Origin of the sequence: Leeuwenhoekiella sp. A2 (genome assembly GCF_047946655.1) — a bacterium.
Classification (GTDB): Bacteria; Bacteroidota; Bacteroidia; order Flavobacteriales; family Flavobacteriaceae; genus Leeuwenhoekiella.
Genome location: NZ_CP172311.1, coordinates 3774916 through 3799080 on the forward strand (window position 1 = coordinate 3774916; position 24165 = coordinate 3799080).

At 37.3% G+C, this 24165-nt stretch carries 18 protein-coding genes; 12 read left to right on the forward strand and 6 right to left on the reverse strand.

Annotation, left to right across the window (positions count from 1 at the left end; genetic code table 11):
• Positions 1–302 precede the first annotated feature (302 nt).
• From thrA to ACH3PA_RS16665, 8 genes are all read left to right on the forward strand, one after another.
• On the forward strand, positions 303–2744 hold the full coding sequence (gene thrA, locus ACH3PA_RS16630; RefSeq protein ID WP_416448282.1) for a bifunctional aspartate kinase/homoserine dehydrogenase I: 2442 nt from the start codon (positions 303–305) through the stop codon (positions 2742–2744).
• A 9-nt stretch (positions 2745–2753) separates the two neighbouring features.
• Positions 2754–3683 carry a homoserine kinase gene (locus tag ACH3PA_RS16635; protein WP_416448283.1) on the forward strand — a complete coding sequence of 310 codons (930 nt, stop codon included), beginning with the start codon at positions 2754–2756 and terminating at the stop codon, positions 3681–3683.
• A 30-nt stretch (positions 3684–3713) separates the two neighbouring features.
• The gene (gene thrC, locus ACH3PA_RS16640; RefSeq protein WP_416448284.1) at positions 3714–5015 is read left to right on the forward strand and encodes a threonine synthase; all 1302 of its coding nucleotides are present in this window, start codon (positions 3714–3716) and stop codon (positions 5013–5015) included.
• 52 nt (positions 5016–5067) lie between these two features.
• Positions 5068–6150: a glycine cleavage system aminomethyltransferase GcvT gene (gene gcvT, locus ACH3PA_RS16645; protein WP_416448285.1), complete on the forward strand. Its 1083-nt coding sequence runs from the start codon at positions 5068–5070 to the stop codon at positions 6148–6150.
• 43 nt (positions 6151–6193) lie between these two features.
• Complete coding sequence (locus ACH3PA_RS16650) at positions 6194–7000, forward strand: sugar nucleotide-binding protein (RefSeq protein ID WP_416442205.1); 807 nt, start codon at positions 6194–6196, stop codon at positions 6998–7000.
• 31 nt (positions 7001–7031) lie between these two features.
• Positions 7032–8105, forward strand: coding sequence for a DUF3810 domain-containing protein (locus ACH3PA_RS16655; protein WP_416448286.1), 1074 nt, complete (start codon positions 7032–7034; stop codon positions 8103–8105).
• 79 nt (positions 8106–8184) lie between these two features.
• Complete coding sequence (locus ACH3PA_RS16660) at positions 8185–11163, forward strand: amidohydrolase family protein (protein WP_416448287.1); 2979 nt, start codon at positions 8185–8187, stop codon at positions 11161–11163.
• Position 11164: 1 nt separating this feature from the next.
• Positions 11165–12463 (forward strand): amidohydrolase family protein, encoded by a 1299-nt coding sequence (locus ACH3PA_RS16665; protein ID WP_416448288.1) that lies wholly within the window; start codon positions 11165–11167, stop codon positions 12461–12463.
• Between the two features lie 47 nt (positions 12464–12510).
• Here ACH3PA_RS16665 and ACH3PA_RS16670 read toward each other — a convergent pair whose 3' ends face one another.
• From ACH3PA_RS16670 to gyrA, 3 genes are all read right to left on the reverse strand, one after another.
• The gene (locus ACH3PA_RS16670; protein ID WP_416448289.1) at positions 12511–13731 is read right to left on the reverse strand and encodes a cytochrome P450; all 1221 of its coding nucleotides are present in this window, start codon (positions 13729–13731) and stop codon (positions 12511–12513) included.
• 144 nt (positions 13732–13875) lie between these two features.
• Positions 13876–15147, reverse strand: a complete 1272-nt coding sequence (locus ACH3PA_RS16675) for a tetratricopeptide repeat protein (RefSeq protein ID WP_416442210.1) — start codon at positions 15145–15147, stop codon at positions 13876–13878.
• A 29-nt stretch (positions 15148–15176) separates the two neighbouring features.
• On the reverse strand, positions 15177–17714 hold the full coding sequence (gyrA, locus tag ACH3PA_RS16680; RefSeq protein ID WP_416442211.1) for a DNA gyrase subunit A: 2538 nt from the start codon (positions 17712–17714) through the stop codon (positions 15177–15179).
• A 252-nt stretch (positions 17715–17966) separates the two neighbouring features.
• Here gyrA and ACH3PA_RS16685 point away from each other — a divergent pair, with 252 nt between their 5' ends.
• Both ACH3PA_RS16685 and ACH3PA_RS16690 read left to right on the forward strand, forming a co-directional pair.
• The gene (locus ACH3PA_RS16685) at positions 17967–20513 is read left to right on the forward strand and encodes an ATP-dependent Clp protease ATP-binding subunit (RefSeq protein ID WP_416442212.1); all 2547 of its coding nucleotides are present in this window, start codon (positions 17967–17969) and stop codon (positions 20511–20513) included.
• Positions 20514–20589: 76 nt separating this feature from the next.
• Positions 20590–20967 carry a hypothetical protein gene (locus tag ACH3PA_RS16690; protein ID WP_416442213.1) on the forward strand — a complete coding sequence of 126 codons (378 nt, stop codon included), beginning with the start codon at positions 20590–20592 and terminating at the stop codon, positions 20965–20967.
• A gap of 22 nt (positions 20968–20989) precedes the next feature.
• Here ACH3PA_RS16690 and ACH3PA_RS16695 read toward each other — a convergent pair whose 3' ends face one another.
• From ACH3PA_RS16695 to msrA, 3 genes are read right to left on the reverse strand one after another with little or no spacing between them, the layout of a single operon-like run.
• Positions 20990–21298 carry a hypothetical protein gene (locus tag ACH3PA_RS16695; protein WP_416442214.1) on the reverse strand — a complete coding sequence of 103 codons (309 nt, stop codon included), beginning with the start codon at positions 21296–21298 and terminating at the stop codon, positions 20990–20992.
• Between the two features lie 43 nt (positions 21299–21341).
• On the reverse strand, positions 21342–21941 hold the full coding sequence (folE, locus tag ACH3PA_RS16700; protein ID WP_416442215.1) for a GTP cyclohydrolase I FolE: 600 nt from the start codon (positions 21939–21941) through the stop codon (positions 21342–21344).
• A gap of 5 nt (positions 21942–21946) precedes the next feature.
• Positions 21947–22501 carry a peptide-methionine (S)-S-oxide reductase MsrA gene (msrA, locus tag ACH3PA_RS16705; protein ID WP_416448290.1) on the reverse strand — a complete coding sequence of 185 codons (555 nt, stop codon included), beginning with the start codon at positions 22499–22501 and terminating at the stop codon, positions 21947–21949.
• 223 nt (positions 22502–22724) lie between these two features.
• On the opposite strand from msrA, the gene ACH3PA_RS16710 reads away from it, so the two are divergent.
• On the forward strand, positions 22725–23384 hold the full coding sequence (locus ACH3PA_RS16710) for an ABC transporter ATP-binding protein (RefSeq protein WP_416448291.1): 660 nt from the start codon (positions 22725–22727) through the stop codon (positions 23382–23384).
• Positions 23368–24153 (forward strand): TIGR02757 family protein, encoded by a 786-nt coding sequence (locus tag ACH3PA_RS16715; RefSeq protein WP_416442218.1) that lies wholly within the window; start codon positions 23368–23370, stop codon positions 24151–24153. The genes ACH3PA_RS16710 and ACH3PA_RS16715 overlap by 17 nt, the downstream gene beginning before the upstream one ends.
• Positions 24154–24165 lie beyond the last annotated feature (12 nt).

The window sequence follows — 24165 nt, forward strand, 5'->3', positions numbered from 1 at the left end:
ATGAAATAACAGGAATTTACGTTTCATTAATAAAAAATCTGTTTAAATGATTAACGCTAACAAATCCCTAAAAATGGACCAAAAGTCTTGTCTATCCCCGTAAAAATAATACTTTTGAAGGCAACATCATTCAACAATGAAGGCTATTCTAAATACAATAATCTCTACTGGCGCTGCTACATTTAGCACGCAAGCTTTCATTATTATTACCCCTTTGGGGTATACAAAAAACATATAACTTTCACATCTGTTTCGTTTACACGAAAAATTCTCATATTAAATTCATTTACAACACATAAGCTATGCGTGTTTTAAAATTTGGTGGTACTTCTGTAGGAAGTGTAAAAAACATCAATCAAGTCATAAAAATTGTTTCAGAAGCATCTAAAGAGCAGAAAATTGCAGTAGTAGTTTCAGCAATTGGTGGTATTACAGATCTACTTTTGAAAACAGGTACTGAAGCCAGTACTAAAAATGAAGCGTACAAAAGCACCTTTCAACATATTAAAGAAAAACATCTTGAATTTACGTCAACGCTAATTCAAGATGATCAGGGAGCTATTGACGAAGTTGCAGCTCTTCTAAAAGAGCTTGACGAACTGCTATACGGTATTTATCTTATTAATGAACTTTCACCTAAAACTATAGATAAGCTTTTATCTTATGGTGAGATTCTTTCGTCCTCAATCATTGCGCGAGCGATGTATACTCAGGACTTAGATGCCAAACCAAAAGATAGTCGAGATCTAATTACGACTAATAATAAACACACAAAAGCATCTGTAAATTATAAAGTTACATACAGTCAATTAAACTATTACTTTACTAAAGCGAAACAAAGAATTACTGTATTACCCGGTTTTATAGCCAGTTCAGAATCTGGAGAAACTACAACCCTGGGCCGTGGTGGCTCAGATTTTACAGCTGCAATTGTAGCTGCGGGATTGAGTGTAGATCAACTGGAGATCTACACAGATGTTAGCGGTATGTTTACAGCTAATCCCAAGATCGTTAAACAGGCAAAACCTATCGCAGATATCTCTTATCATGAGGCGATGGAGCTTTCTCATTTTGGCGCTAAAGTGCTTTATCCGCCCACAATTGTGCCGGTGATGAGCAAGAATATTCCTATTCTTATTAAAAACACGTTAGAACCAGATGCGCCCGGAACGATAATCCACAACAAAGAAGAGAACACCGGCAACCCAATTAAAGGAATAAGCAACATTAGCAAGATCGCCTTGCTTACGTTAGAAGGCGGCGGCATGGTAGGAATTCCCGGTATTAGTAAACGCTTATTTGAAACACTTTCTGCTCAGGGTATAAACATCATTTTAATTACTCAGGCTTCTAGCGAACATAGTATCTGTCTTGGCGTGATGGAAGAAGATGCCGGTCGTGCAAAAACCGCAGTTGATGAGGAGTTTCAGAATGAAATTTCTTTAAGCCGAATTGACCCGCTTACTATAGAAATTGGTTTATCTATTATCGCATTAGTTGGTGACAGAATGAAAAGTCATCAGGGAATTAGCGGTAAAATGTTTAGCACGCTGGGTAAGAACAATGTGAACATTAGAGCTATTGCACAAGGCGCAAGCGAAAAGAATATCTCTGCTGTTATTGCCGAAAAAGACGTAAAAAAGGCGTTAAACAGCCTCCACGAGCGATTTTTTGAAGCGCAGCGTAAGCAGCTTAACCTTTTCATTACCGGCGTTGGTAATGTTGGCAGCAGATTACTAAAACAGATTTCGCAGCAGCAGGATTATTTAAAAACACAACTCAATGTAAATCTTCGGGTTTTAGGCTTGAGTAATTCTCGCCAGATGGTAATTAAAGAAGGTGGAATTGACCTTTCAAAATGGGAAGAAATTTTAGCCGAAGGTGAGCCTGGAAGTATTGATGGTTATTATGAGAAAATCGTTTCGCTTAACCAGCGCAACAGCGTATTTGTAGATATTACCGCAAATGCAGATGTAGCTGCGGTTTATGATAAATATCTAAAGCAAAGTATCGCGGTGATCGCATGTAATAAAATTGCATGTTCAGCCGACTTTGATAAATATCAGGAGCTTAAAACGCTTAGCACAGATTATAACGCACCGCTCCTTTTTGAAACTAATGTGGGCGCAGGTTTACCCATAATTGATACGTTGAATAATTTGATCGCTTCCGGAGATCGCGTTACTCGCATACAGGCGGTTCTTTCGGGAAGTTTGAATTTTGTGTTCAATAATTTCGCTCCGGGCGGAAACTTTCATGATGTGGTGCAGGAAGCAAAAGCAGAAGGTTTTACAGAACCAGATCCTCGTATTGATTTAAGCGGGGTTGATGTTGCGCGGAAGATCTTGATTTTAGCTCGTGAAAGCGGACTTAAAATGAATTTGGAAGACATAAAAAATGAGCCATTTTTAACCGAAAAAAACCTGAATTCTGGCAGTGTAGAGCACTTTTTTGAAACACTGAAAGAAGATGCTGCGCATTTTGAAAAACTCGTAAGTGAAGCAAGCGCAAAAAATTGCCGACTTAAATATGTTGCTCAACTTGACAATGGTAAAGCCAGCGTAGGATTGCAGGAAATTCCGCAGGGACATCCTTTTTACAATCTTGAAGGTAAAGACAACATCGTTCTTTTCTTTACAGATCGTTATCCTGAGCAGCCTTTGTTAATTAAAGGTGCCGGAGCCGGCGGCGATGTTACCGCTTCAGGATTATTTTCAGATATCATACGCACACGCACCTTCTAACCGCAAATTATGAGAGAAATACGGGTTTTTTCCCCCGCCACCGTAGCAAATGTAAATTGTGGTTTTGATGTTTTGGGTTTCGCACTTGAGGGTCTAGGAGATGAAATGGCGTTGCGAAAAGTCGCTAAAAAAGGCATTTTTATAACTAAAATCACCGGTGCAGATCTTCCGCTTGAAGCGAAAGAAAATGTAGTGGGCGTCGCAGGTTTAGCAATGCTTGAACACCTTGATCTTGATTATGGTTTTGAAGTTGAAATTCATAAAAATATAAGACTGGGTAGCGGTGTAGGAAGCAGCGCTGCCAGTGCCGCCGGAATTGTTTACGGTATCAATCAGTTTCTTGATGAACCGCTTTCTAATCTTGAATTGACGCAATTAGGAATGAAAGGCGAAGCCATAGCCAGCGGGAATGAGCATGCAGATAATGTAGCGCCATGTTTATATGGTGGCTTTACTTTAATAACAGGTTATGATCCTTTAACGATTGTTCCTCTGCCCTTTCCTGATGATTTGTATGTAACGATTATTCATCCTCATATCGAGATAAAAACTAAAGAAGCGCGACTGTTGTTACCCAAACAGGTTGAGCTTTCTTCAGCGATACAGCAGACGGGAAATCTGGCAGGCCTAGTAGCCGGATTATTTCTAAAAGATTATAAGCTCATTGGCGAAAGCACAAAAGATGTTTTAATAGAACCAGCACGCAAATCCCTCATTCCACATTTTGATTTATTGAAAGAATCAGCATTCAAAAATGGGGGAATAGCATTTGGAATTAGCGGCTCAGGTCCTTCAATGTTTACTTTAAGTAAAGGGGTAGAAACTGCTAAAAATGTAGAGTTTGAATTACTTTCCATTTTAAACGAAAAAAATTTAGAAACCGATAGTTATGTCTCACCGGTTTCACATGCAGGCAATCACATTATAGATAAAAAATAACCTACCTGTAGGATAAAAGAATAGTATAATATGCAATATTATAGTTTAAATGGCCAGGCGCCGGAAGTAGCTTTAGAAGAAGCGGTAGTAAGAGGAATTGCCCCGGATAAAGGATTGTATTTTCCAGAAAGTATAACTCCACTCCCCGCTTCCTTTTTTGAAAATATTGAGAATTTAAGCAATAATGAGATCGCTTTTGAAGCGATAAAACAGTTTGTAGAAGGGAGCATTCCTGATGATAAGTTAAAAGAAATTATAGCAGATGTGCTTTCTTTTGATTTTCCGCTAATTGAAATTGAAGAAAATATTGCTACACTAGAACTTTTTCATGGTCCTACAATGGCTTTTAAAGACGTTGGCGCAAGATTTATGGCGCGTTGCCTCGGTTATTTTTCTTCACAGAAAGAAACTCAGGAACCGGTAACCGTTCTTGTAGCAACTAGTGGTGATACAGGCGGCGCAGTAGCAAGAGGTTTTTTAAATGTAGAAGGCGTAGATGTTGTAATTCTTTATCCAACCGGTAAAGTGAGCGATGTTCAGGAAAAACAGCTTACTACTCTTGGTGCAAATATTACAGCTCTTGAAGTTGACGGAGTTTTTGATGATTGTCAGCGCATGGTAAAACGTGCTTTTCTGGATGAAGAAATCACCGGTAAACGTAAGTTAACTTCGGCTAATTCTATAAATATTGCGCGCTGGTTACCGCAATTATTCTATTTCCTTTTTGCATATAAACAGGCGAAAATTAAAGGAAAAGAACTGGTTTTTTCAGTTCCCAGCGGGAATTTTGGTAACATCTGTGCAGGTATTGTGGCCCATAAACTGGGTATGCCGGTAAAGCAATTTGTAGCTTCGGTAAACAGTAACGATATCGTGCCAAACTACCTAAAAACCGGTAGATATGAGCCAAAACCTTCCGTAGCGACAATAAGCAATGCGATGGATGTAGGTGATCCCAGTAACTTCATTCGTATTCAGAAACTCTTTAATAATGACCTGGAAGAACTTTCGCGAAAGCTTACCTCCTATTCATATTCTGATGCTGAAACTAAGAAAGCGATGAAAGACATATTTGACGAGATAGGATATATTGCAGATCCACATGGGGCTGTAGGTTATCTGGGGCTCAAAAAATATATGGAAGATCATCCTGATGTGTACGGTATTTTCTTAGAAACCGCTCATCCTGTGAAGTTCTTACCGGTTGTAAGCGAAGTAATTCCACAGGAAATTCCAATCCCACAGCAAATTCAGGAAGTCATGCATAAGGAAAAAAAGGCGATTACTATAAGCGATTACGATAGTTTTAAGGCATTTTTAATCGGCGGTTAATCCTTCTTTTGATTGAGTTTTTGATACATTTGTGCTCTCTTAAAACGCACAAATGAAGTCAACAGCCTTAACTGAAATACACAAAGCCCTTGGTGCAAAAATGGTTCCTTTTGCAGGTTATAATATGCCTGTGCAATATGAGGGCGTAATTGCAGAACATGAAACCGTGCGCAATAGCGTGGGTGTTTTTGATGTATCACACATGGGCGAATTTCTCGCGTCAGGAGATAAGGCGATAGATTTGCTTCAAAAAGTATGTAGCAATGATATTTCTAAAATAGAAGTTGGCGGTGCGCAGTACAATTGCTTGCCTAATGAAGACGGCGGAATTGTTGATGACCTTATCGTTTACCGCATTCGCGAAAAAGAATATTTGCTTGTTGTGAATGCTTCTAACATTGAGAAAGACTGGGAGTGGATCAATAAACACAATACGTTTGATGTTCAGCTTAGAAATATTTCAGATAACTATTCGCTGCTTGCCATTCAGGGACCTAAGGCAATTGAGGCGATGCAGTCGCTAACTGAAACTGATCTTTCTGCAATAAAATTCTATAATTTTGTTGTAGCTCCTTTCGCAGGAATTGAACATGTGATTATTAGTGCGACCGGCTATACAGGAAGTGGCGGTTTTGAGATCTACTGCGCCAATGAATACACAGAACAACTTTGGAACAAGGTTTTTGAAGCCGGAGAATCTTTTAGAATAAAACCAATTGGCCTGGCGGCTCGTGACACGTTGCGTCTGGAAATGGGTTATTGTTTATATGGCAATGATATTAACGATACAACATCACCTATTGAAGCCGGTTTAGGTTGGATTACTAAGTTTACTAAAGATTTCACTAATAGTGAAAACCTCAAAAAAGAGAAAGAAAACGGCCCACAACGCAAATTAATAGGTTTTGAACTTGATGAGCGTGGGATACCACGTCACGATTATGATATCGTAGATGAATCTGGCGCAAAAATTGGAGTAGTAACTTCAGGAACTATGTCACCGTCTTTAGGTAAAGGAATTGGATTAGGCTACGTTCCTGTAGAATTTTCAAAACTCGGAAGCAAAATTTTTGTACAAGTACGCAAGAATGCGATACCGGCTACCGTTGTTAAGTTACCATTTTATAAAGCATAATTTAATTTAAACAGAATCCCCAATTTCAAAATCTCATAAAATATTGATTCTTGGTGCCAGTGGTTTTCTGGGCAGCTCTCTTTACAAGGAGTTATACCGCTATTATGATACGTATGGCACATATCACACAGGTAGAATTTATTCAGATAATAAGCATTTCTTGCATTATGACGTCGTTAATGATGACATTTATGAGCTGCTGAATAAAGTGCGGCCTACGATTGTTATTTCAGCAATAAGAGGTGATTTTGAAGGGCAGATTGATGCGCACGAAGATCTTGTTGATTATGCATTGCGCACAGGAACTTATATAATCTACCTTTCTTCAGCAAATGTCTTTGATGCATTTGTAAATTATCCTTCTTACGAATTTGATAAAACCTTATCTGAAAGTAAATACGGGAAGCTGAAAATACGCTGCGAGAATTTTCTACTTAGACAATTACCTGATGAGCAATACAGTATAATAAGACTGCCCATGGTTTTTGGTTTAAATTCGCCCCGCGTTCGCGAAATTAGAACTCAGGTGATGAATGGTGATCAGGTAGAGGTTTTTCCGCACCTTATCATGAATACCACTACAGACCGTAAGCTTTCGCAGCAGATACATTACATCATAAACAGGAATAAATACGGTATTTTCCACTTGGGAAGCAACGATCTTATACATCACCAGGAATTTATTAATGAGATCATAGACAAGTTAGATCTTAAAGTAAGACCGCATTTTAAATTGGTCTATACTTCAAATTTTGATCGTTATCTGGCGGTTTTGCCCAAAGATAATAAGCTTCCGGGGCATTTAAGTATTACTAATGAAGATGTAATTTCAGAATCTCAAGTTTATTAAAAAACTATGAAACCTAATTTCAATATGAAATATGCGCTATAAGAAACTCCTGATTTATACGCTAATTTTCATTTTGCAGATTATAGGTGTAAAAAGCCTGGTTCATTATCCTGAATTTGTAGAAAAATATTACTCTAACGGTATTTACCCGGTAATTTCAAAGGCTTTCAGGTTTGTACTAGGCTGGATTCCTTTTTCATTTGGAGATATAATGTATGCTGTACTTATCATTTTCCTCATCTATTCCATCGTTAAGCTTTTTCGCAAACGCTTTAAAAATTTTTTAAAATTCTTAACCGAAGCGCTGCTTATAACAAATCTTGTTTACTTAAGTTTTCATGTACTCTGGGGATTTAATTATTACCGGCAGCCGCTACACAGGGTTCTTAAAATCGATAACGATTATACCACAAATCAATTGATAAGTCTAACGCAACGGCTTATAAAAAGATCTAATGAACTACATGCGCTGCTTGAGCCTGTTGATTCTAATGCTGTTGTTTTTAACCAAAGTATTTCTAAAATATTTAATGAGAGTATAAATGGTTATAACCAAGTTGAAGAATCGTTCCCAAAGCTTGATTATCCGCCTAAAAGCACTAAAAATTCGCTTTTCAGATATCCCTTATCTGTTATGGGTTTTAGTGGATATTTAAATCCTATAACTAATGAAGCTCAAATTAACGGGCTCATACCTCCTCACAGATGGCCGCTGGTGACTTGCCACGAGCAAGGTCATCAGCTGGGTTTCGCTAAGGAAAACGAAGCTAACTTTATAGGGATAATTGCAACTACAAGAAATCCAGATAATTACTTTAAATACTCCGGTTATATTTTTGCCTTGCGCTATTGCCTGAGTGAAGTATATATGCGTAATCCACAAGCCGGCGAATTACTTAGAGATAAGATTAAAATTGGGATACTAAAAAACTATGCGCAATCGTATGAATTCTGGTCTTCTTATACTAATCCGTTAGAACCATATCTTGAAGTTTTTTACGGCAATTTTCTTAAAGTAAATAATCAGCCGGCCGGCATGCAGAGCTACAATTACGTAGTGGCACTGGTAGTCAACTATTTTAAAGTGAGAACTACACTACCTTAATGTTAAAGAATTCTTAATTAACAGTTATCGTTTTTAACAAGTTTTATCTTTAGAGAGCATAAATTAAATCCACTCTATAATGATTAAAAAATTATCCCTCCTGGGAGGTTTTCTGCTTTTGACATTTATGGTCAGGGCGCAGGACTACTTCCCTATTAATGATGGTGTAAAAACACAAAACACCAATTACACTATTCTAAAAAATGCCACCATTCACGTATCTCCGGAGCAAACCATAAATAATGGTTCGCTTTTAATCCAAAATGGAAAAGTAGTTGCCACAGGTAAATCTGTAAATGAGCCTAAGAATGCCGTTGTAGTAGATCTGGGCGGTAAACACATCTATCCTTCTTTTATAGAAGTTTTTTCAGGTTTTGGCGTGGAAGCCCCAAAAAGACAAGGCGGCGGTAGAAGTCCGCAGTACGAGCCTACCCGAGAAGGTTATTATTGGAATGATCATGTACGACCAGAAACCAGAGCGCTTGATGATTTTAAATATGACGACAAAGCAGCTAAAGAATTACTTGAAGCCGGTTTTGGAGTCGTAAATGCGCATAAAGAAGATGCTATAGCACGTGGAACCAGTGTGCTTGTTGCTTTAAATGAAAAAGGTGACGAAGCTCAACGCTTACTTGATGAGCGTTCTGCACAGTATTTTTCTTTCGAAAAAAGCAATCTTTCACCACAGTCTTATCCTTCTTCAATCATGGGAGCTACGGCTTTAATAAGACAACTTTTTGTAGATGCAAAATGGTATGCGGGCGGTAATGAAGACACAAAAGATCTTTCGCTTGAAGCGTTAAACCGCAATATGGATCTGCCACAGGTATTTGTAGGTGATGGTCTTTATGATGACTTACGAATCTCAAAACTTTCAAAAGAAACTGAAGTTCCTTTTATTATTGTGGGCGGCGGTGATGAATACCAGCGTATAGGAGAAGTGAAAGCAACAGGCGCAACTTATATTTTGCCTATCGATTTTCCTGATGCTTATGATGTAGAAGATCCCTACCAGGCTGAATATGTTTCATTAAGTCAAATGCTTTTATGGAATCAAGCACCAACCAATCCGGCAAAAATGCAGGATGCTGGTCTTACTTTTTCACTTACAACGCACGGCTTAAAATCTCCTTCTAAATTTACAGAGATGCTTAAAAAGGCTTTTGAATATGGACTTGATAAAAAAACTGCCCTTGCAGCGCTTACCACGGTTCCTGCCCAAATACTTGGTAAGTCTGACGAAATAGGATCACTTAAAAACGGTACCTGGGCTAACTTTTTAGTTACTTCAGGACCTATATTTGAAGATGACACTAAAATATATGAGAACTGGGTACAAGGTGATAAATTCACAATTAATGACCCGGATATTATAAATATTGACGGTACTTATGAATTAGCTGTAGCGGGAGATACTTATGAAATGGAGATCTCTAAATCTACTGAAAAATCCAGCGTTACTTTAAAACAAGGTGAAACGAAACTGGGATCAAAAATTAGTTACAGTGATGGCTGGTTAAATATCACATTCACAAGTCCTGATACATCTGCAACAAAATACGTTCGTTTAGTAGGTCAACCCAAAGAAGGAAAAACGTGGACTGGTAAAGCAATTTCTACCACTGGCGCAGAAACCTCTTTTACAGCAACTAAAACAGAAAAAGCGGTCGCAGATGGGGAAAAATCGGATAAAAAAGAGGAAAAATCGACCGAAACTCCAGAAGTAATTCCGGTTGCATTTCCTAATGTAGCTTTTGGTTTTGCCACTAAACCTAAACAAGAAGACATCTTGTTTAAAAATGCTACAGTATGGACAGGCGAAGATGCCGGTATACTAGAGAACACAGATGTTCTTATCAAAAACGGAAAGATTTCACGCATTGGCACAAATTTATCTGCCGGCGGTGCAAAAGTTATTGATGCCACAGGCAAATATCTTACAGCCGGGATAATTGATGAGCATTCACACATTGCTGCATTTGCAATCAATGAATCTGGTCAAAACTCTTCTGCAGAAGTACGCATGAAAGATGCTGTAAATCCCGATGATATGGATATTTACAGAGATCTCGCCGGTGGCGTTACCACTGTGCAACTGTTACATGGTTCTGCAAACCCAATTGGCGGCCAATCTGCCATTATGAAGTTAAAATGGGGCGGTTCTATTGATGACATGGTGCTAGATGATATTAAATTTATCAAGTTCGCTCTTGGCGAAAACGTAAAGCAATCTAACTGGGGCAGTTTTAGCAGATTTCCACAAACCAGAATGGGTGTACAACAAATGTATACAGATTACTTTCAAAGAGCTAAAGAGTACGAGGCCAGAAAGAAAAGCGGCAAACCTTACAGAAAAGATTATGAGATGGAAACTCTGGATGAGATCCTAAAAGGAGAACGATTTGTGACTTCGCATTCCTATATTCAAAGTGAAATAAATATGCTGATGAAAGTTGCTGAAGATTTTGATTTCCGAATCAACACTTTCACACACATTCTTGAAGGTTACAAAGTAGCAGATAAAATGGCAGAACATGGTGTAGCAGGATCAACTTTTAGTGACTGGTGGGCATATAAATATGAAGTAAATGATGCGATACCTTACAATGCAGCCATTATGTGGAGTCAGGGCGTTTTAACCGGAATTAATAGTGATGATGCAGAAATGTCCAGACGATTAAATCAGGAAGCTGCAAAAACAATGAAATACGGCGGTGTTCCCGAGCAGGAAGCCTGGAAGTTTGTAACGCTTAATCCTGCAAAAATGCTTCACATTGATGACAGAACAGGAAGTATAAAAGAAGGTAAAGATGCAGATCTTGTACTGTGGTCAACTTACCCAATGTCTATTAGCGCTGTCGCGGAAAAAACGATTGTTGAAGGAACAGTATATTTTGATATTGAGAAAGACAAGCAGTTGAGAAAAGATGTTCAGCAGGAAAAGAATAAATTAATGACCATGATGCTGGCTGAAAAGAACAAAGGTCTAAAAACCCAGCCTGCCAAAAAGGAAGAAAAACAAAGAATGCATTGTGACACCTTAGAAACACTTGAATAAGATGAAAGAATTAAAAAGAATTTATATCCTTCTCCTATTGTTTACAGTGACCTCATGGGCACAGCAAACTCCTGCAATAAAGCAGACGGGGGAAATAACATTAACAGGAGGAACTGCCCATATTGGAAATGGCGAAGTAATAGAGAACAGCCTAATCTTCATTAAAGACGGTAAGATTACAGATGTTCTTGATGCTACCACTACTAAACGTGCACTTTTAGGTGAAGTGATAGATATTAGCGGTCAACATGTTTATCCTGGTTTTATCGCACTAGACACTACACTGGGGTTAGTTGAGATAGAAGCCGTACGCGCCACAGAAGATCAGGACGAAATAGGTGAATACAATCCGCATGTGCAGGCAATAATCGCTTATAACGCAGAATCTAAAGTTGTTGAAAGTATGCGCCCTAACGGTGTATTGATCGCACAGACGGTTCCACAAGGCGGAACAATTTCAGGTACGTCATCTATGGTTCAACTAGACGCCTGGAACTGGGAAGATGCTGTAATAGAACGAGGAGACGGTATACACTTAAATTGGCCAAATAGCTTTAGAAGAGGTCGCTGGTGGATGGGTGAAGATCCCGGTTACAGTCCTAACAAAAACTACAAAGATGATGTTGCAGATATAGAGGCATTTATCACGCAGTCTAAGGCTTATAACGCAGGTGATGAAAGCCTAAAAAATCTGCCTTACGCTGCAATGCAAAAAATGCTTAGCGGAAATGAAAACTTATACATTCATGTAGATGGTGAAAAGGAAATCATGGATGTTCTGGCATTTAAAGAGAAAATGAATATCCCAAATATAGTGCTAGTAGGTGCTTATAGAGGTTATAAAGTGGCTGATAAGATCGCTGCTGCGAAAGTACCCGTTATTCTTGCCCGTGTGCACAGTCTACCGGAAGCAGACGATGATGACTACGATATCTCGTACAAAATGGGAAAAACTCTTATTGATGCAGGCGTTCTTGTCGCTTTAGGAAATAGTGGTGAATTCTGGCAAGCCAGGAACATTCCTTTTTATGCTGGCGAACTCACAGCTTTTGGTCTTTCATTTGATGATGCTTTAAAACTAATTACCAGTAATGCAGCTAAAATTACAGGTATTGATAAAACCGCAGGAACACTTGAAGCGGGCAAAGATGCCACACTTTTTGTGAGTACGGGGAATGCATTAGAAATGATGGGAAATAATGTTACAAGAGCTATGGTGCAGGGACGAGAAATAAGCCTTGAGACACACCAAACTGAATTATGGAAACGCTATATGGAAAAATACAGCAGAACAGAATAGAATCTTCAGCAAGCTGTAAAAAAAGAGGTCTCAAAAGGACCTCTTTTTTATGTAGCTAGTTTCGATACATTTATAATAAACCTACTCTTGGGAATCGCCGGAATACGAGCCATATTAATTGATAGATCCTGTTCTGGCACTGTATAATTTATATCCAGAAGAAGTCCTACTGCAGACTTTATCAAAGTGATGGTAATCCATTCTCCGGCGCATCTATGATTTACATAATGATCGCCACCTCCCTGTGGTATGAGGTTATATGCACTGCCATCCCAATTTTTAAAACGATCTGGATTAAAGTCTTCCGGTCTTTGCCAAATCTTCTCATCATGATCTGTGGCGTACAGATCAAGCAATACCCGTTCACCTTTAGTAAAATTTGTATTGTTCCATTTAAAATCATCTTTCGCAACAGCAGCAACAAATGGAAAAAACGGATAAAACCTTCTCACTTCCTGCACAAAATTTGATAAGTAATTCTCCTCTTTTTTGATCTTGTTTGCACAGTGCGGATAATTATGTAAGGCCAGAGCGGAAAAAGTAATATATCTTGAGATTGCAACAATAGGTCGCAAGAGATTTAATATCTCAACAGCAACAACAGATGTTGGCAATTTGTTGTTGGCAGAATTCTGGTGTTCTGAGAATAAGCTAAAAATAGACTCCTCATTACTCTTCCTGTTATGCCTGTTTTTGATTAAATTTTCAATCCATTTTTCTGCTTTTTTACGTGCAAGCCTCCCTTTATAATGCCTAAACCCAACCGCCCCTGATGAATCGATCATCGCTGATAACTGACTGGTTCTTTCTTCAACTTCTTCAGGTGACAATGGTACTCCCACCCATTCACAAGCCGATTTGCACAGCACTGTTTCAACTTCTGTAAAAAGTTTTATGCTATCCCTTCCTTGCCAATCTTTAACTGCTATATGCCAATTATTTTTAAAGATGTTGTCTAATTGCAATATAGATTCCTGCCCCATGCATTGCATAAACATCCTTTTCCTGTCTAGGTGCATTTGCCCGTCAAGACCTTGTACTCCTTTTTGTCCAAAGAGTGTTTTCTGAAATCTCTTAGGAGTGGCACCTTTTCTTTTAAATTTAGACTGATCATAAAAAACAGCTGCTGCTGCCTCTCCTCGCATTACTACAGTTTTTCGTAAAAGTAGACGTGTTTCTAAAATATCTATGTTATGATCTCTAAACTGGTTTAAGAAATTGGGATATCCTTTAAATAGAACACCTAAAGTACTATCGAGATTAATCATCCTGTTTTTGTACTTAATTTAATGCATAAAAGAAATATCTGTTCCTTTAATAAGCATTAAAATTAGCGCAAAAAAAATCCCGTAAAATTCAATTTTACGGGATTTAAGTATTCTATTTCCTAACAACAGGTTAATTACCTGATATTAGTTTTCAGATTCTAAAGCATCAAGTTTAGCTTTATATTCATCTGATTTAGCCTGGTCTCCTAATTGTATATTGATATTGTACAACGTACGAATTGCCTCAATATTTTTAGGATTAGATTGTACAGCCTTTTCTAAGTAAGGAATAGAGCTACGATATAATTCCATTCTTTGTTCTTTAAGAGCATCATAACGCTTGTTATCTGCGTTAGTATTACCTAAACCGTTCATCTCATCTATATATTCTTTATCCTTATCAAGCATCGCAGCGGCCATATTTAAGTTTGCTGAAGCGAAATCAGGATCTAGCTCAAGAGCTTTTGTGTAGTATTCTTTAGCCTTTTCGGTGTTTCCACTTTGAGCAGCCCCTACACCAAGATTAAAGTACAATTCAGGATTGTTAGGATCTTTAGCAATAATTTGTTGCATTGCCTCCTCATACTTATCATTCATACCCATTTTAAGATAGATATCAGCTTCAGATCTTAAAAGAGAATCATCATCAGGATTTTCTGAACGAGCATCTGCCATTGCAGCAAGGGCTTCATCATTTTTCTCCTGACTAATGTAGATTAATGCAATGTTTTTAGCGATTTCTGCACTTTTTGGTTCGGTTTTTTTGGTCTCAGGTTTAATATAATCTCCTGTTTTTACCATCAAATCTCTTTGAGATTCAGATCCAAAATTCTCAACCTCCCCGCTTTCTTTGTTAGTTGCAGTATATTGAGTTTCTACACCACGGTAACCCATGTCTTTTAGCTCTTCATAATAATTAAGAGCCGTATCATAGTCCTGCCCATTTACAGCATTAGATGCTGCATAATATAAGTAAACAGTATCTTTAGGACTCATTTTATAAAGATCATAAAGCTTAGTTGCAGCCTCACCATATTTCTCTGCATTTTGATCATCAACAGCGCTAGAAATAAGACCATTGACTGCCTGAGATTTTAATTGATTAGCTTCCTCGCCATAATCATCACCATCATTATGTGACGCTACTTCATTAAATGACTCGAGAGCAGTTTTTAAACTAGCACCATCTTTGTTGCCTTCAGCACCTAGATATGCCTGACCTTTTAAAAAGTAAAATTGCTCTTTTTGTTCCTCATCCATCGCTCCCATCATTCCTTCAAGAGCAGTTAGTTGAGTTTTAGCTTCATCGAAGCTACCTGATTTGATCGATTTTTCTACAGTTCTTAACTCTTTCTTCTGCGCAAATGTAAAAGCCGACAAAGAAAGGGCTAGGATTAATAAAAATTTGGTTTTCATAGTATTTCTAAAATTTATATTCAACTTAATTATTCTTCTTCATCAGAAGAGTTTTTTTCCTGGTTTGATTTAGCTTGAGTACTTTCACCTTCAGTTCCTTCAATTTCATCGAGCTCATCCAGAGCATCCTCATCATGTTTTACTTTCGCTACAGCGGCTATAGAATCTCCGTTTTTAAGATTGATAAGTCTTACACCTTGTGTAGCACGACCCATTACTCTTAAATCTGCGACTCCCATTCTAATTGCAATTCCAGATTTATTTATGATCATTAGATCATCATCATCTGTTACATTATTAATTGCAACAAGTCCGCCGGTTTTTTCGGTAACTGAAATTGTTTTAACCCCTTTACCGCCACGGTTAGTGATTCTGTAATCTTCTACCAGACTACGTTTACCATAACCGTTTTCAGAAACAACAAGAATATTAGACTCAGTATCATTTACTGCAACCATTCCTATCACTTCGTCATTATCATCTGCAAGAGTTATGCCACGTACACCAGAAGCACCACGACCCATGGGTCTTGTTTTACTTTCTTCAAAGCGAATTGCCTTACCAGACTTCACTGCCAGCACAACCTGGCTCTCACCATTTGTAAGTTTTGCAGAAAGTAATTCATCACCTTCACGCACGGTTATCGCATTGATACCATTTGTACGTGGACGAGAATATTGCTCAAGAGAAGTTTTCTTAACCTGACCTTTTTTAGTTGCCATTATGACATAATGACTATTGATGTATTCTTCATCTTTAAGATCATTAGTACAAATAAATGCCTGCACTTTATCATCTTGCTCAATACTAATTAAATTTTGTATTGCTCTTCCTTTTGAAGTTTTACTACCCTCTGGGATCTCATAAACACGCATCCAGAAACATTTCCCTTTTTGGGTAAAGAACATCATATATTGGTGATTTGTACCAACAAACAAATGCTCAAGGAAATCCTCATTTCTCGTTGTAGATGCTTTCTGCCCAACTCCTCCTCTATTCTGAGTTTTATATTCATCAAGAGAAGTACGTTTTATATAACCCGCATGTGAAATTGTAAGAACTACTTTTTCATCAGGAATAAGATCTGTTATAGAAACATCTCCTCCTGCATACTCAATATCTGTACGGCGCTCATCGCCATATTTAGCTTTTACTTCAAGAAGCTCTTCTTTGATGATTTCCATACGACGTTCTTTTTTGGCAAGAATGTCTTTTAAATCTTCAATAGTTTTAAGAAGCTCATCATATTCTGCTCTTAATTTATCCTGCTCAAGACCGGTAAGCTGTCTTAGTCGCATTTCTACAATCGCGCGAGCCTGTATTTCTGTAAGCTCAAAGCGTTCTATTAATTTAGCGCGCGCTTCATCTGCATTACTACTTGCGCGAATTAGGGCAATCACTTCATCAATATTATCTGAAGCAATGATTAAACCTTCTAATATATGAGCTCTGTCTTCTGCTTTCTTTAATTCAAACTCTGTCCTTCTTACAACTACCTCATGTCTATGCTCCACAAAATGGTGAATCATATCTTTAAGGTTAAGCATTTGAGGACGGCCTTTTACAAGGGCAATGTTATTCACACTAAAAGAAGACTGCAGTGCCGTATACTTATAAAGTGTATTAAGAACAATATTAGGAATAGCATCTTTCTTTAATACATAAACTATACGCATCCCGTTACGGTCTGATTCATCACGTATAGATGCTATACCATCAATTTTTTTATCATTAACAAGATCGGCTGTTTTCTTGATCATATCAGCCTTATTCACTTGGTATGGTATTTCATGCACAATGATGCATTCTCTACCTTTCACCTCCTCTATACGCGCTTTACCACGCATAACGATACGACCTCTACCGGTTTTAAAAGCTTCACGAACCCCGTCATAACCATATATTGTACCGCCGGTAGGAAAATCTGGCGCGGTGATATACTGCATCAGTCCGTCAATATCTATATCGTGGTCTTCTATATAAGCTGAAATACCATCTATAACTTCAGAAAGGTTATGAGGTGGCATATTTGTAGCCATACCAACCGCTATACCTGAAGCACCATTTACTAATAGACCCGGTATACGAGTAGGTAAAACGGTAGGCTCTTTTAATGTATCATCAAAATTTAATTGATGGTCTACAGTATCTTTTTCTATATCTGCAAGCATCTCTTCAGATATCTTGCGCATTCTTGCCTCTGTATATCGCATTGCTGCAGGACTGTCTCCATCCACAGAACCAAAGTTACCCTGGCCGTCAACAAGCATATAACGTAAGCTCCATTCCTGAGCCATACGCACCATAGTATCATAAACAGATGTATCACCGTGCGGGTGATACTTACCTAATACTTCTCCTACTATTCTCGCTGATTTTTTATGAGCGGTATTAGAACGAACTCCCAACTCATGCATCCCAAACAAAACACGCCTGTGTACTGGTTTAAGACCATCACGCACATCAGGCAATGCACGTGACACGATGACCGACATTGAATAATCAATGTAGGCTGATTTCATCTCATCTTCAATGTTGATAGGAATTAACTTCTCTCCTTCAGCCATATATAAAATCTTTAATTTTTTTGATTAAAACACTATCGGGCAAGATACGTATTTTTGGTGTGTTAGATGCCGATTTTGCTCGTATAAAGACCGATTTTTATTAACAATAATTAACAGCTTATTTTTAATAAGTATCCTTATCTTGATTTGCAACTATGAAAGTAATTTTGTCAATTTACTTACGACTTATGGTAACGGAATGGTTTTTGACAATTACTTTGCAAGAACCCTTAGAAAAGATTGAGAAAATTTATGGATGATAATTTTTCACCAAGAGTAAAGGACGTAATAGCCTACAGTAAAGAGGAAGCCCTTAGATTAGGGCATGATTTTATAGGAACTGAACATTTAATGTTAGGTTTACTAAGAGATGGTAGCGGCAAAGCAATAGATATACTTCACGCATTAGATGTTGATCTAAATCATTTAAGAAGAAAAGTAGAAATTCTAAGCCCTGCAAATCCCGGTTCTTCATTAGGAAGCAACGAGAAAAAAAATCTCCATCTTACAAGACAGGCTGAGCGTGCTTTAAAAACAACGTTCCTGGAAGCTAAACTCTTCCAGAGTTCATCTATTAACACAGCACATCTTTTACTTTGCGTATTGCGTAACGAAAACGATCCTACGACCAAGTTACTCAATAAGTTAAAAGTAGATTATGATAATGTAAAAGATCAATTTAAGCTTATGATGACAAGTGATGATGATTATATAGAGCCTATAAAAGATGAATCTTTTAGCGACGATGATGCTAGTGCAGAATCCTCAAAGGAGAATCCTTTTAATACGCCGGGTAATAAAACCAATAAAAAATCTAAAACTCCTGTTCTGGATAATTTTGGTCGTGATCTTACAGCTATGGCTGAAGAAGACAAACTTGACCCGGTTGTAGGTAGAGAAAAAGAAATTGAGCGTGTTTCTCAAATATTGAGTAGACGTAAAAAGAATAACCCACTGCTTATTGGTGAGCCGGGTGTAGGTAAATCTGCTATTGCAGAAGGTCTTGCATTGCGCATCATTAAAAGAAAAGTATCACGTATACTTTTTGATAAGCGCGTAGTAACTCTCGATTTAGCAAGTCTGGTTGCAGGAACTAAATACCGCGGTCAGTTTGAAGAGCGCATGAAAGCAGTGATGAATGAGCTTGAAAAGAATGATGACATTATCCTTTTCATTGATGAGATTCACACAATCGTAGGTGCTGGAGGGGCTACAGGATCTTTAGACGCGAGTAACATGTTTAAGCCTGCTTTAGCTCGAGGCGAAATACAATGTATTGGTGCCACAACACTAGATGAGTACAGACAATACATAGAAAAAGATGGAGCTCTTGAAAGACGTTTTCAAAAAGTTATAGTAGAACCTACCTCTGTAGAAGAAACTATAGAAATACTTGAAAATATTAAAGATAAGTATGAAGATCACCACAATGTAACTTACACTCCTGAAGCTATAAAAGCCTGTGTACAGCTTACAAACAGATATATGACAGACAGATTCTTACCAGATAAAGCTATAGATGCTTTAGATGAAGCAGGATCACGTGTACATATTATCAATATTGATGTGCCTAAAATGATACTTGATCTGGAGCGTCAATTAGAAGAAGTGCGCGAGCGCAAAAATTCTGTAGTTAAAAAACAGAAATATGAAGAGGCTGCTAAACTACGCGATGATGAGAAAAATATAGAGAAAGAACTCTCTCTTGCTCAACAACGCTGGGAAGAAGAATCTAAACTTCATAAAGAAATTGTTACAGAAGATAATGTTGCAGATGTTGTGTCTATGATGTCTGGTATTCCTGTAAACAGAATTGCAAAAACTGAAAGCAATAAGCTAGCAGAATTACCTAGTTCTATTAAATCTAAAGTAATAGGTCAGGATGAAGCAGTAGCTAAAGTTGCCAAAGCAATACAAAGAAACAGAGCTGGTCTTAAAGATCCGCAAAAACCTATTGGGTCATTTATATTTTTAGGTCAAACAGGTGTGGGTAAAACACAATTAGCTAAAGTTCTTGCTACAGAATTGTTTGACAATGAAGATTCGCTGGTACGAATTGATATGAGTGAATACATGGAGAAATTTGCAGTTTCTCGATTAATTGGAGCGCCTCCAGGATATGTAGGCTACGAAGAAGGTGGTCAATTAACAGAGAAAGTACGCAGAAAACCTTATTCAGTCATACTTCTTGATGAGATCGAGAAAGCGCATCCCGATGTCTTTAATATGTTATTACAGGTTCTTGATGATGGTTATTTAACAGATTCTTTAGGTCGCAAGATCGATTTTAGAAACACTGTTATTATAATGACCTCAAACATTGGGGCTCGTAAAATTAAAGACTTTGGTCAGGGTGTAGGTTTTGGTACCTCTGCACGTAAAAACCAGGCTGACGAGAATACAAAAAGTGTTATACAGAATGCATTGAAAAAAGCATTTGCACCTGAGTTCTTAAACAGAGTTGACGATGTAGTGGTATTCAATGCACTTGATCGCAAAGAGATTCATAAGATTATTGATATTGAACTTCATAAGCTATTCAATCGCATTAAAGATCTAGGCTATGATCTTAAACTTAGCGATAAGGCTAAAGATTTTATAAGCGAAAAAGGTTTTGATAAAGAATATGGTGCGAGACCTTTAAAAAGAGCAATTCAAAAATATATTGAGGATGCTCTTGCCGAAGAAATTATTACCGCAAAAATAGCTGAAGGTGATAGTATCTTTATGGATATTGAAGAAGGTCACGAAGAGTTAAGTATAACAATTCAAAAGACTGAAAACTCTACCCAGTCCTAATAAAAATTTAATTGAATAAATCGAAGCCGTCTCAAAAAGACGGCTTCATTTTTTATCCCTAATCCCCCGGTTATTGATGATAGAAGAAAAAGTTTTCAGCTTTGGCAAAATTAACTTTAAAGGAAATATTGTAATCGCTGAAATGAAAGAAGGAATATTATTTGACACTGACGAAAAAAAAGAAATCTTTGACTACTGTGAAACAATATATAAGGGTAAACCCTATGTTTACCTATCGCATAGAATAAATTCATATAGTATAAATCCGGTTGTCTACCTGCAGGAATCACCAGCATATAACAATATGGCAATTGCTGTGGTTACTCAAAAACCTCTTAGTAAGCTAAACACTTCTTTTGAAAAGCATTTCTATAATAAACAGTTTGAAGTTTTTTCAACTCTTGAAGAAGCAGAAGAATGGTTGCTTTCTATTTTAGAAGAATATAAGCTATAAAAAAGCGCCTTATGGCGCTTTTTTAACTTCTTATGCGTTCAGGACGCAATCTGTGATCTTCGTTTTCCGGTGAATGCAATACAAAAGTATAGATCCACATTAATGTAAAAGAAGGTATTATATCAGTAAATGGTAAAATTTCTTCAATAAATACCAATATTGAGGCGATTTTTCCTTTTTCTCCAGCATACATTTTAGTCATCTGCTTAGCAGCAATGGGAGCCCAAACCAAATCTAAGAAGGGACCTATAACTGGAATTGCTAAAGAAACCATACCTACTACATCGTAGAATATTCCTTTTCGCAATAGCTTAAATTTATCTTGTTTCATCGTTGAAGGGATTTATAATCTTTATAACAATAAAAATGCCATATTATGATAAGTCTGAGCTTATTAATTTTAAAAACTCATTTCTGGTTTCAATTTTTTCAAACTGACCTCTAAAACCAGATGTCGTAGTTTTAGAATTTTGTTTCTGCACTCCACGCATCATCATACACATATGTGATGCTTCTATAACTACTGCAACTCCTTGGGGTTTTAAGGTGTCATTAAGACATTCTAATATATTGTGAGTAAGCCTTTCCTGCACCTGCAGTCTGCGTGCAAAAACATCAACAACTCTTGGGAGCTTGCTAAGACCCACTATTTGACCGTCTGGAATGTAAGCAATATGTGCTTTACCAAAAAAAGGAAGCATATGATGCTCACACAAAGAATAAACTTCAATATCTTTTACAATGACCATCTCATTATAGTCTTCTTTAAACATGGCGCTTCTTAAAATCTCTGCCGCATCCATATGATAACCCTGTGTTAGAAACATCATAGCTTTGGCTGCACGCTCGGGAGTTTTTATAATACCTTCACGCATCACATCTTCGCCAAGATCATTTATAATAGATTTATAACGATCTTTTACTTCATCTTTAATATCAATATTGTATTCTTCAAACTGTTTGTACGGCGACATATAATTTATTTAATGTATTCTACTTTAAGCTTTTCTACGTAGTGCTTTTTAATTTTTTCAACTTTAGGGTTTATAATGTACTGGCAATACATCTGCTCTTTATTCCTGTTATAATAATCGTCATGCTCAACTTCGGCAGGATAAAAAGTAGTTAGAGACTTTAGCTCAGTTACAATAGGGTCTGCAAATACCCTTTCATTATTTAGAAAATCAATATAATTCGTCGCCTCTTCTTTCTGCTTTTCATTAGCATAAAAGATAGCACTTCTATACTGTGTTCCTTTATCGTTTCCCTGACGATTTAAAGTGGTAGGATCATGTGTCGTGAAAAACACTTCTAAAAGCTCTCTGTAGGAAATAATCTCAGGATCAAATTCAAACTGAATTCCTTCAGCATGACCTGTTCTTCCCGTACAAACTTCTCTATATGGCGGATTTTTTATAAATCCGCCTGTATATCCACTCTTTACATTAAAAACGCCTGAAAAACGTTGAAAAACCGCCTCTGTACACCAAAAACAGCCTGCTGCAAATGTTGCAGTTTCATAATTCTTTATCATAACTTAACAAATATAGGGAGCCCTCATTTCAATAATTCTTATTTAACTTTTAATTAGCCTGTTGGCTTAAACAGAGGACTTTTATTATGACGAAAAAAGTGCGGTTTGCTTACATTAAAAATTTATCAATCCCCTACCAGGTTATCTTTCTTTAATAACCTCTGCGTATATATAATTACAGTTATATCTTTGCACCTCATTATTTCTAAACAAGATACCTTTAATGATCAAAGCTGAACATATCGTAAAATCATATGGAGATTTACAAGTTTTAAAAGGTGTAGATCTCAATATAGAAAAAGGTGAGGTTGTATCGATCGTTGGAGCTAGCGGAGCAGGAAAAACAACCCTTTTACAAATTCTGGGAACTTTAGACAGGGTAGATAAAAAAGGTGGAACGGTGCTCAATATTAATGGTATCGATATTACTTCTCTTAGTGAGCGCGATCTAAGCAAATTCCGTAATAAGAACATCGGTTTTATTTTTCAGTTTCATCAACTTCTTCCCGAGTTTACCGCATTAGAGAATGTCTGTATACCTGCTTACATCGCTAAAAAAGACAAGGCAGAAAGCGAGCGCAGAGCTAAAGAAATTCTTACTTTTTTAGGATTATCGCATAGATTTGAGCACAAACCTAACCAACTCTCTGGCGGTGAGCAACAGCGTGTAGCTGTTGCCAGATCATTAATTAACGATCCTGCATTAATATTAGCAGATGAACCTTCTGGTAATCTGGATAGTGAGTCTGCAGAAAATCTTCATAATCTATTCTTTAAATTGAGAGACGAATTCAATCAAACTTTTGTTATTGTTACACATAATACCGATCTGGCAGAGATGGCAGACCGTAAACTAACTATGGTAGATGGCAGGATTATCTAAAAAGTTAAATGACCTACGCGAATTTCTTGATGAAAAAGTTGAACTATATGAAAGCCCAAAATTTATAGGAACCGATCCTATACAAATCCCACATCAGTTTTCGGAAAAAGCAGATATTGAGATTGCAGGTTTTCTGGCGGCAACAATTGCCTGGGGTAACAGAAAAAGCATTATTAAAAACGGAAACTTAATGATGCAATTGCTGGATTATGCTCCTTACGATTTTGTAATAAACCATTCTAATGATGACTTAAAACGACTAAATAATTTTGTGCACCGCACATTTAACGGTGCTGATTTTATAACATTCATAAAAGGTCTTCAGCATATTTACAAAGAATACGATGGTCTGGAATCTCTGTTTGTAACAAACGCTACTACCACTTCCCTACAACCGGCGATACACGAGTTTAAAAAAGCGTTTTTTAAAATTGAGCATTTATCACGAACAGAAAAACACATAAGCGACCCATTAAAAAAATCTGCGGCAAAACGTATCAACATGTTTTTGCGCTGGATGGTCAGGCCTGCAAATGCCGGAGTAGATTTTGGAATTTGGAAAAAAATTAGTCCACAGCAGCTTTCCTGTCCTCTTGATGTTCATTCAGGTAAAATTGCCCGTGAATTAGGTCTTTTAAAAAGAAAACAAAATGATGCCGCCGCTGTTCTTGAATTAGATAATATACTGAGAATATTAGACCCTTTAGACCCTGTAAAATACGATTATGCTTTATTCGGTTTAAGCGCCTTTGAGAAGGATTTATTTTAACATAAGAAATAA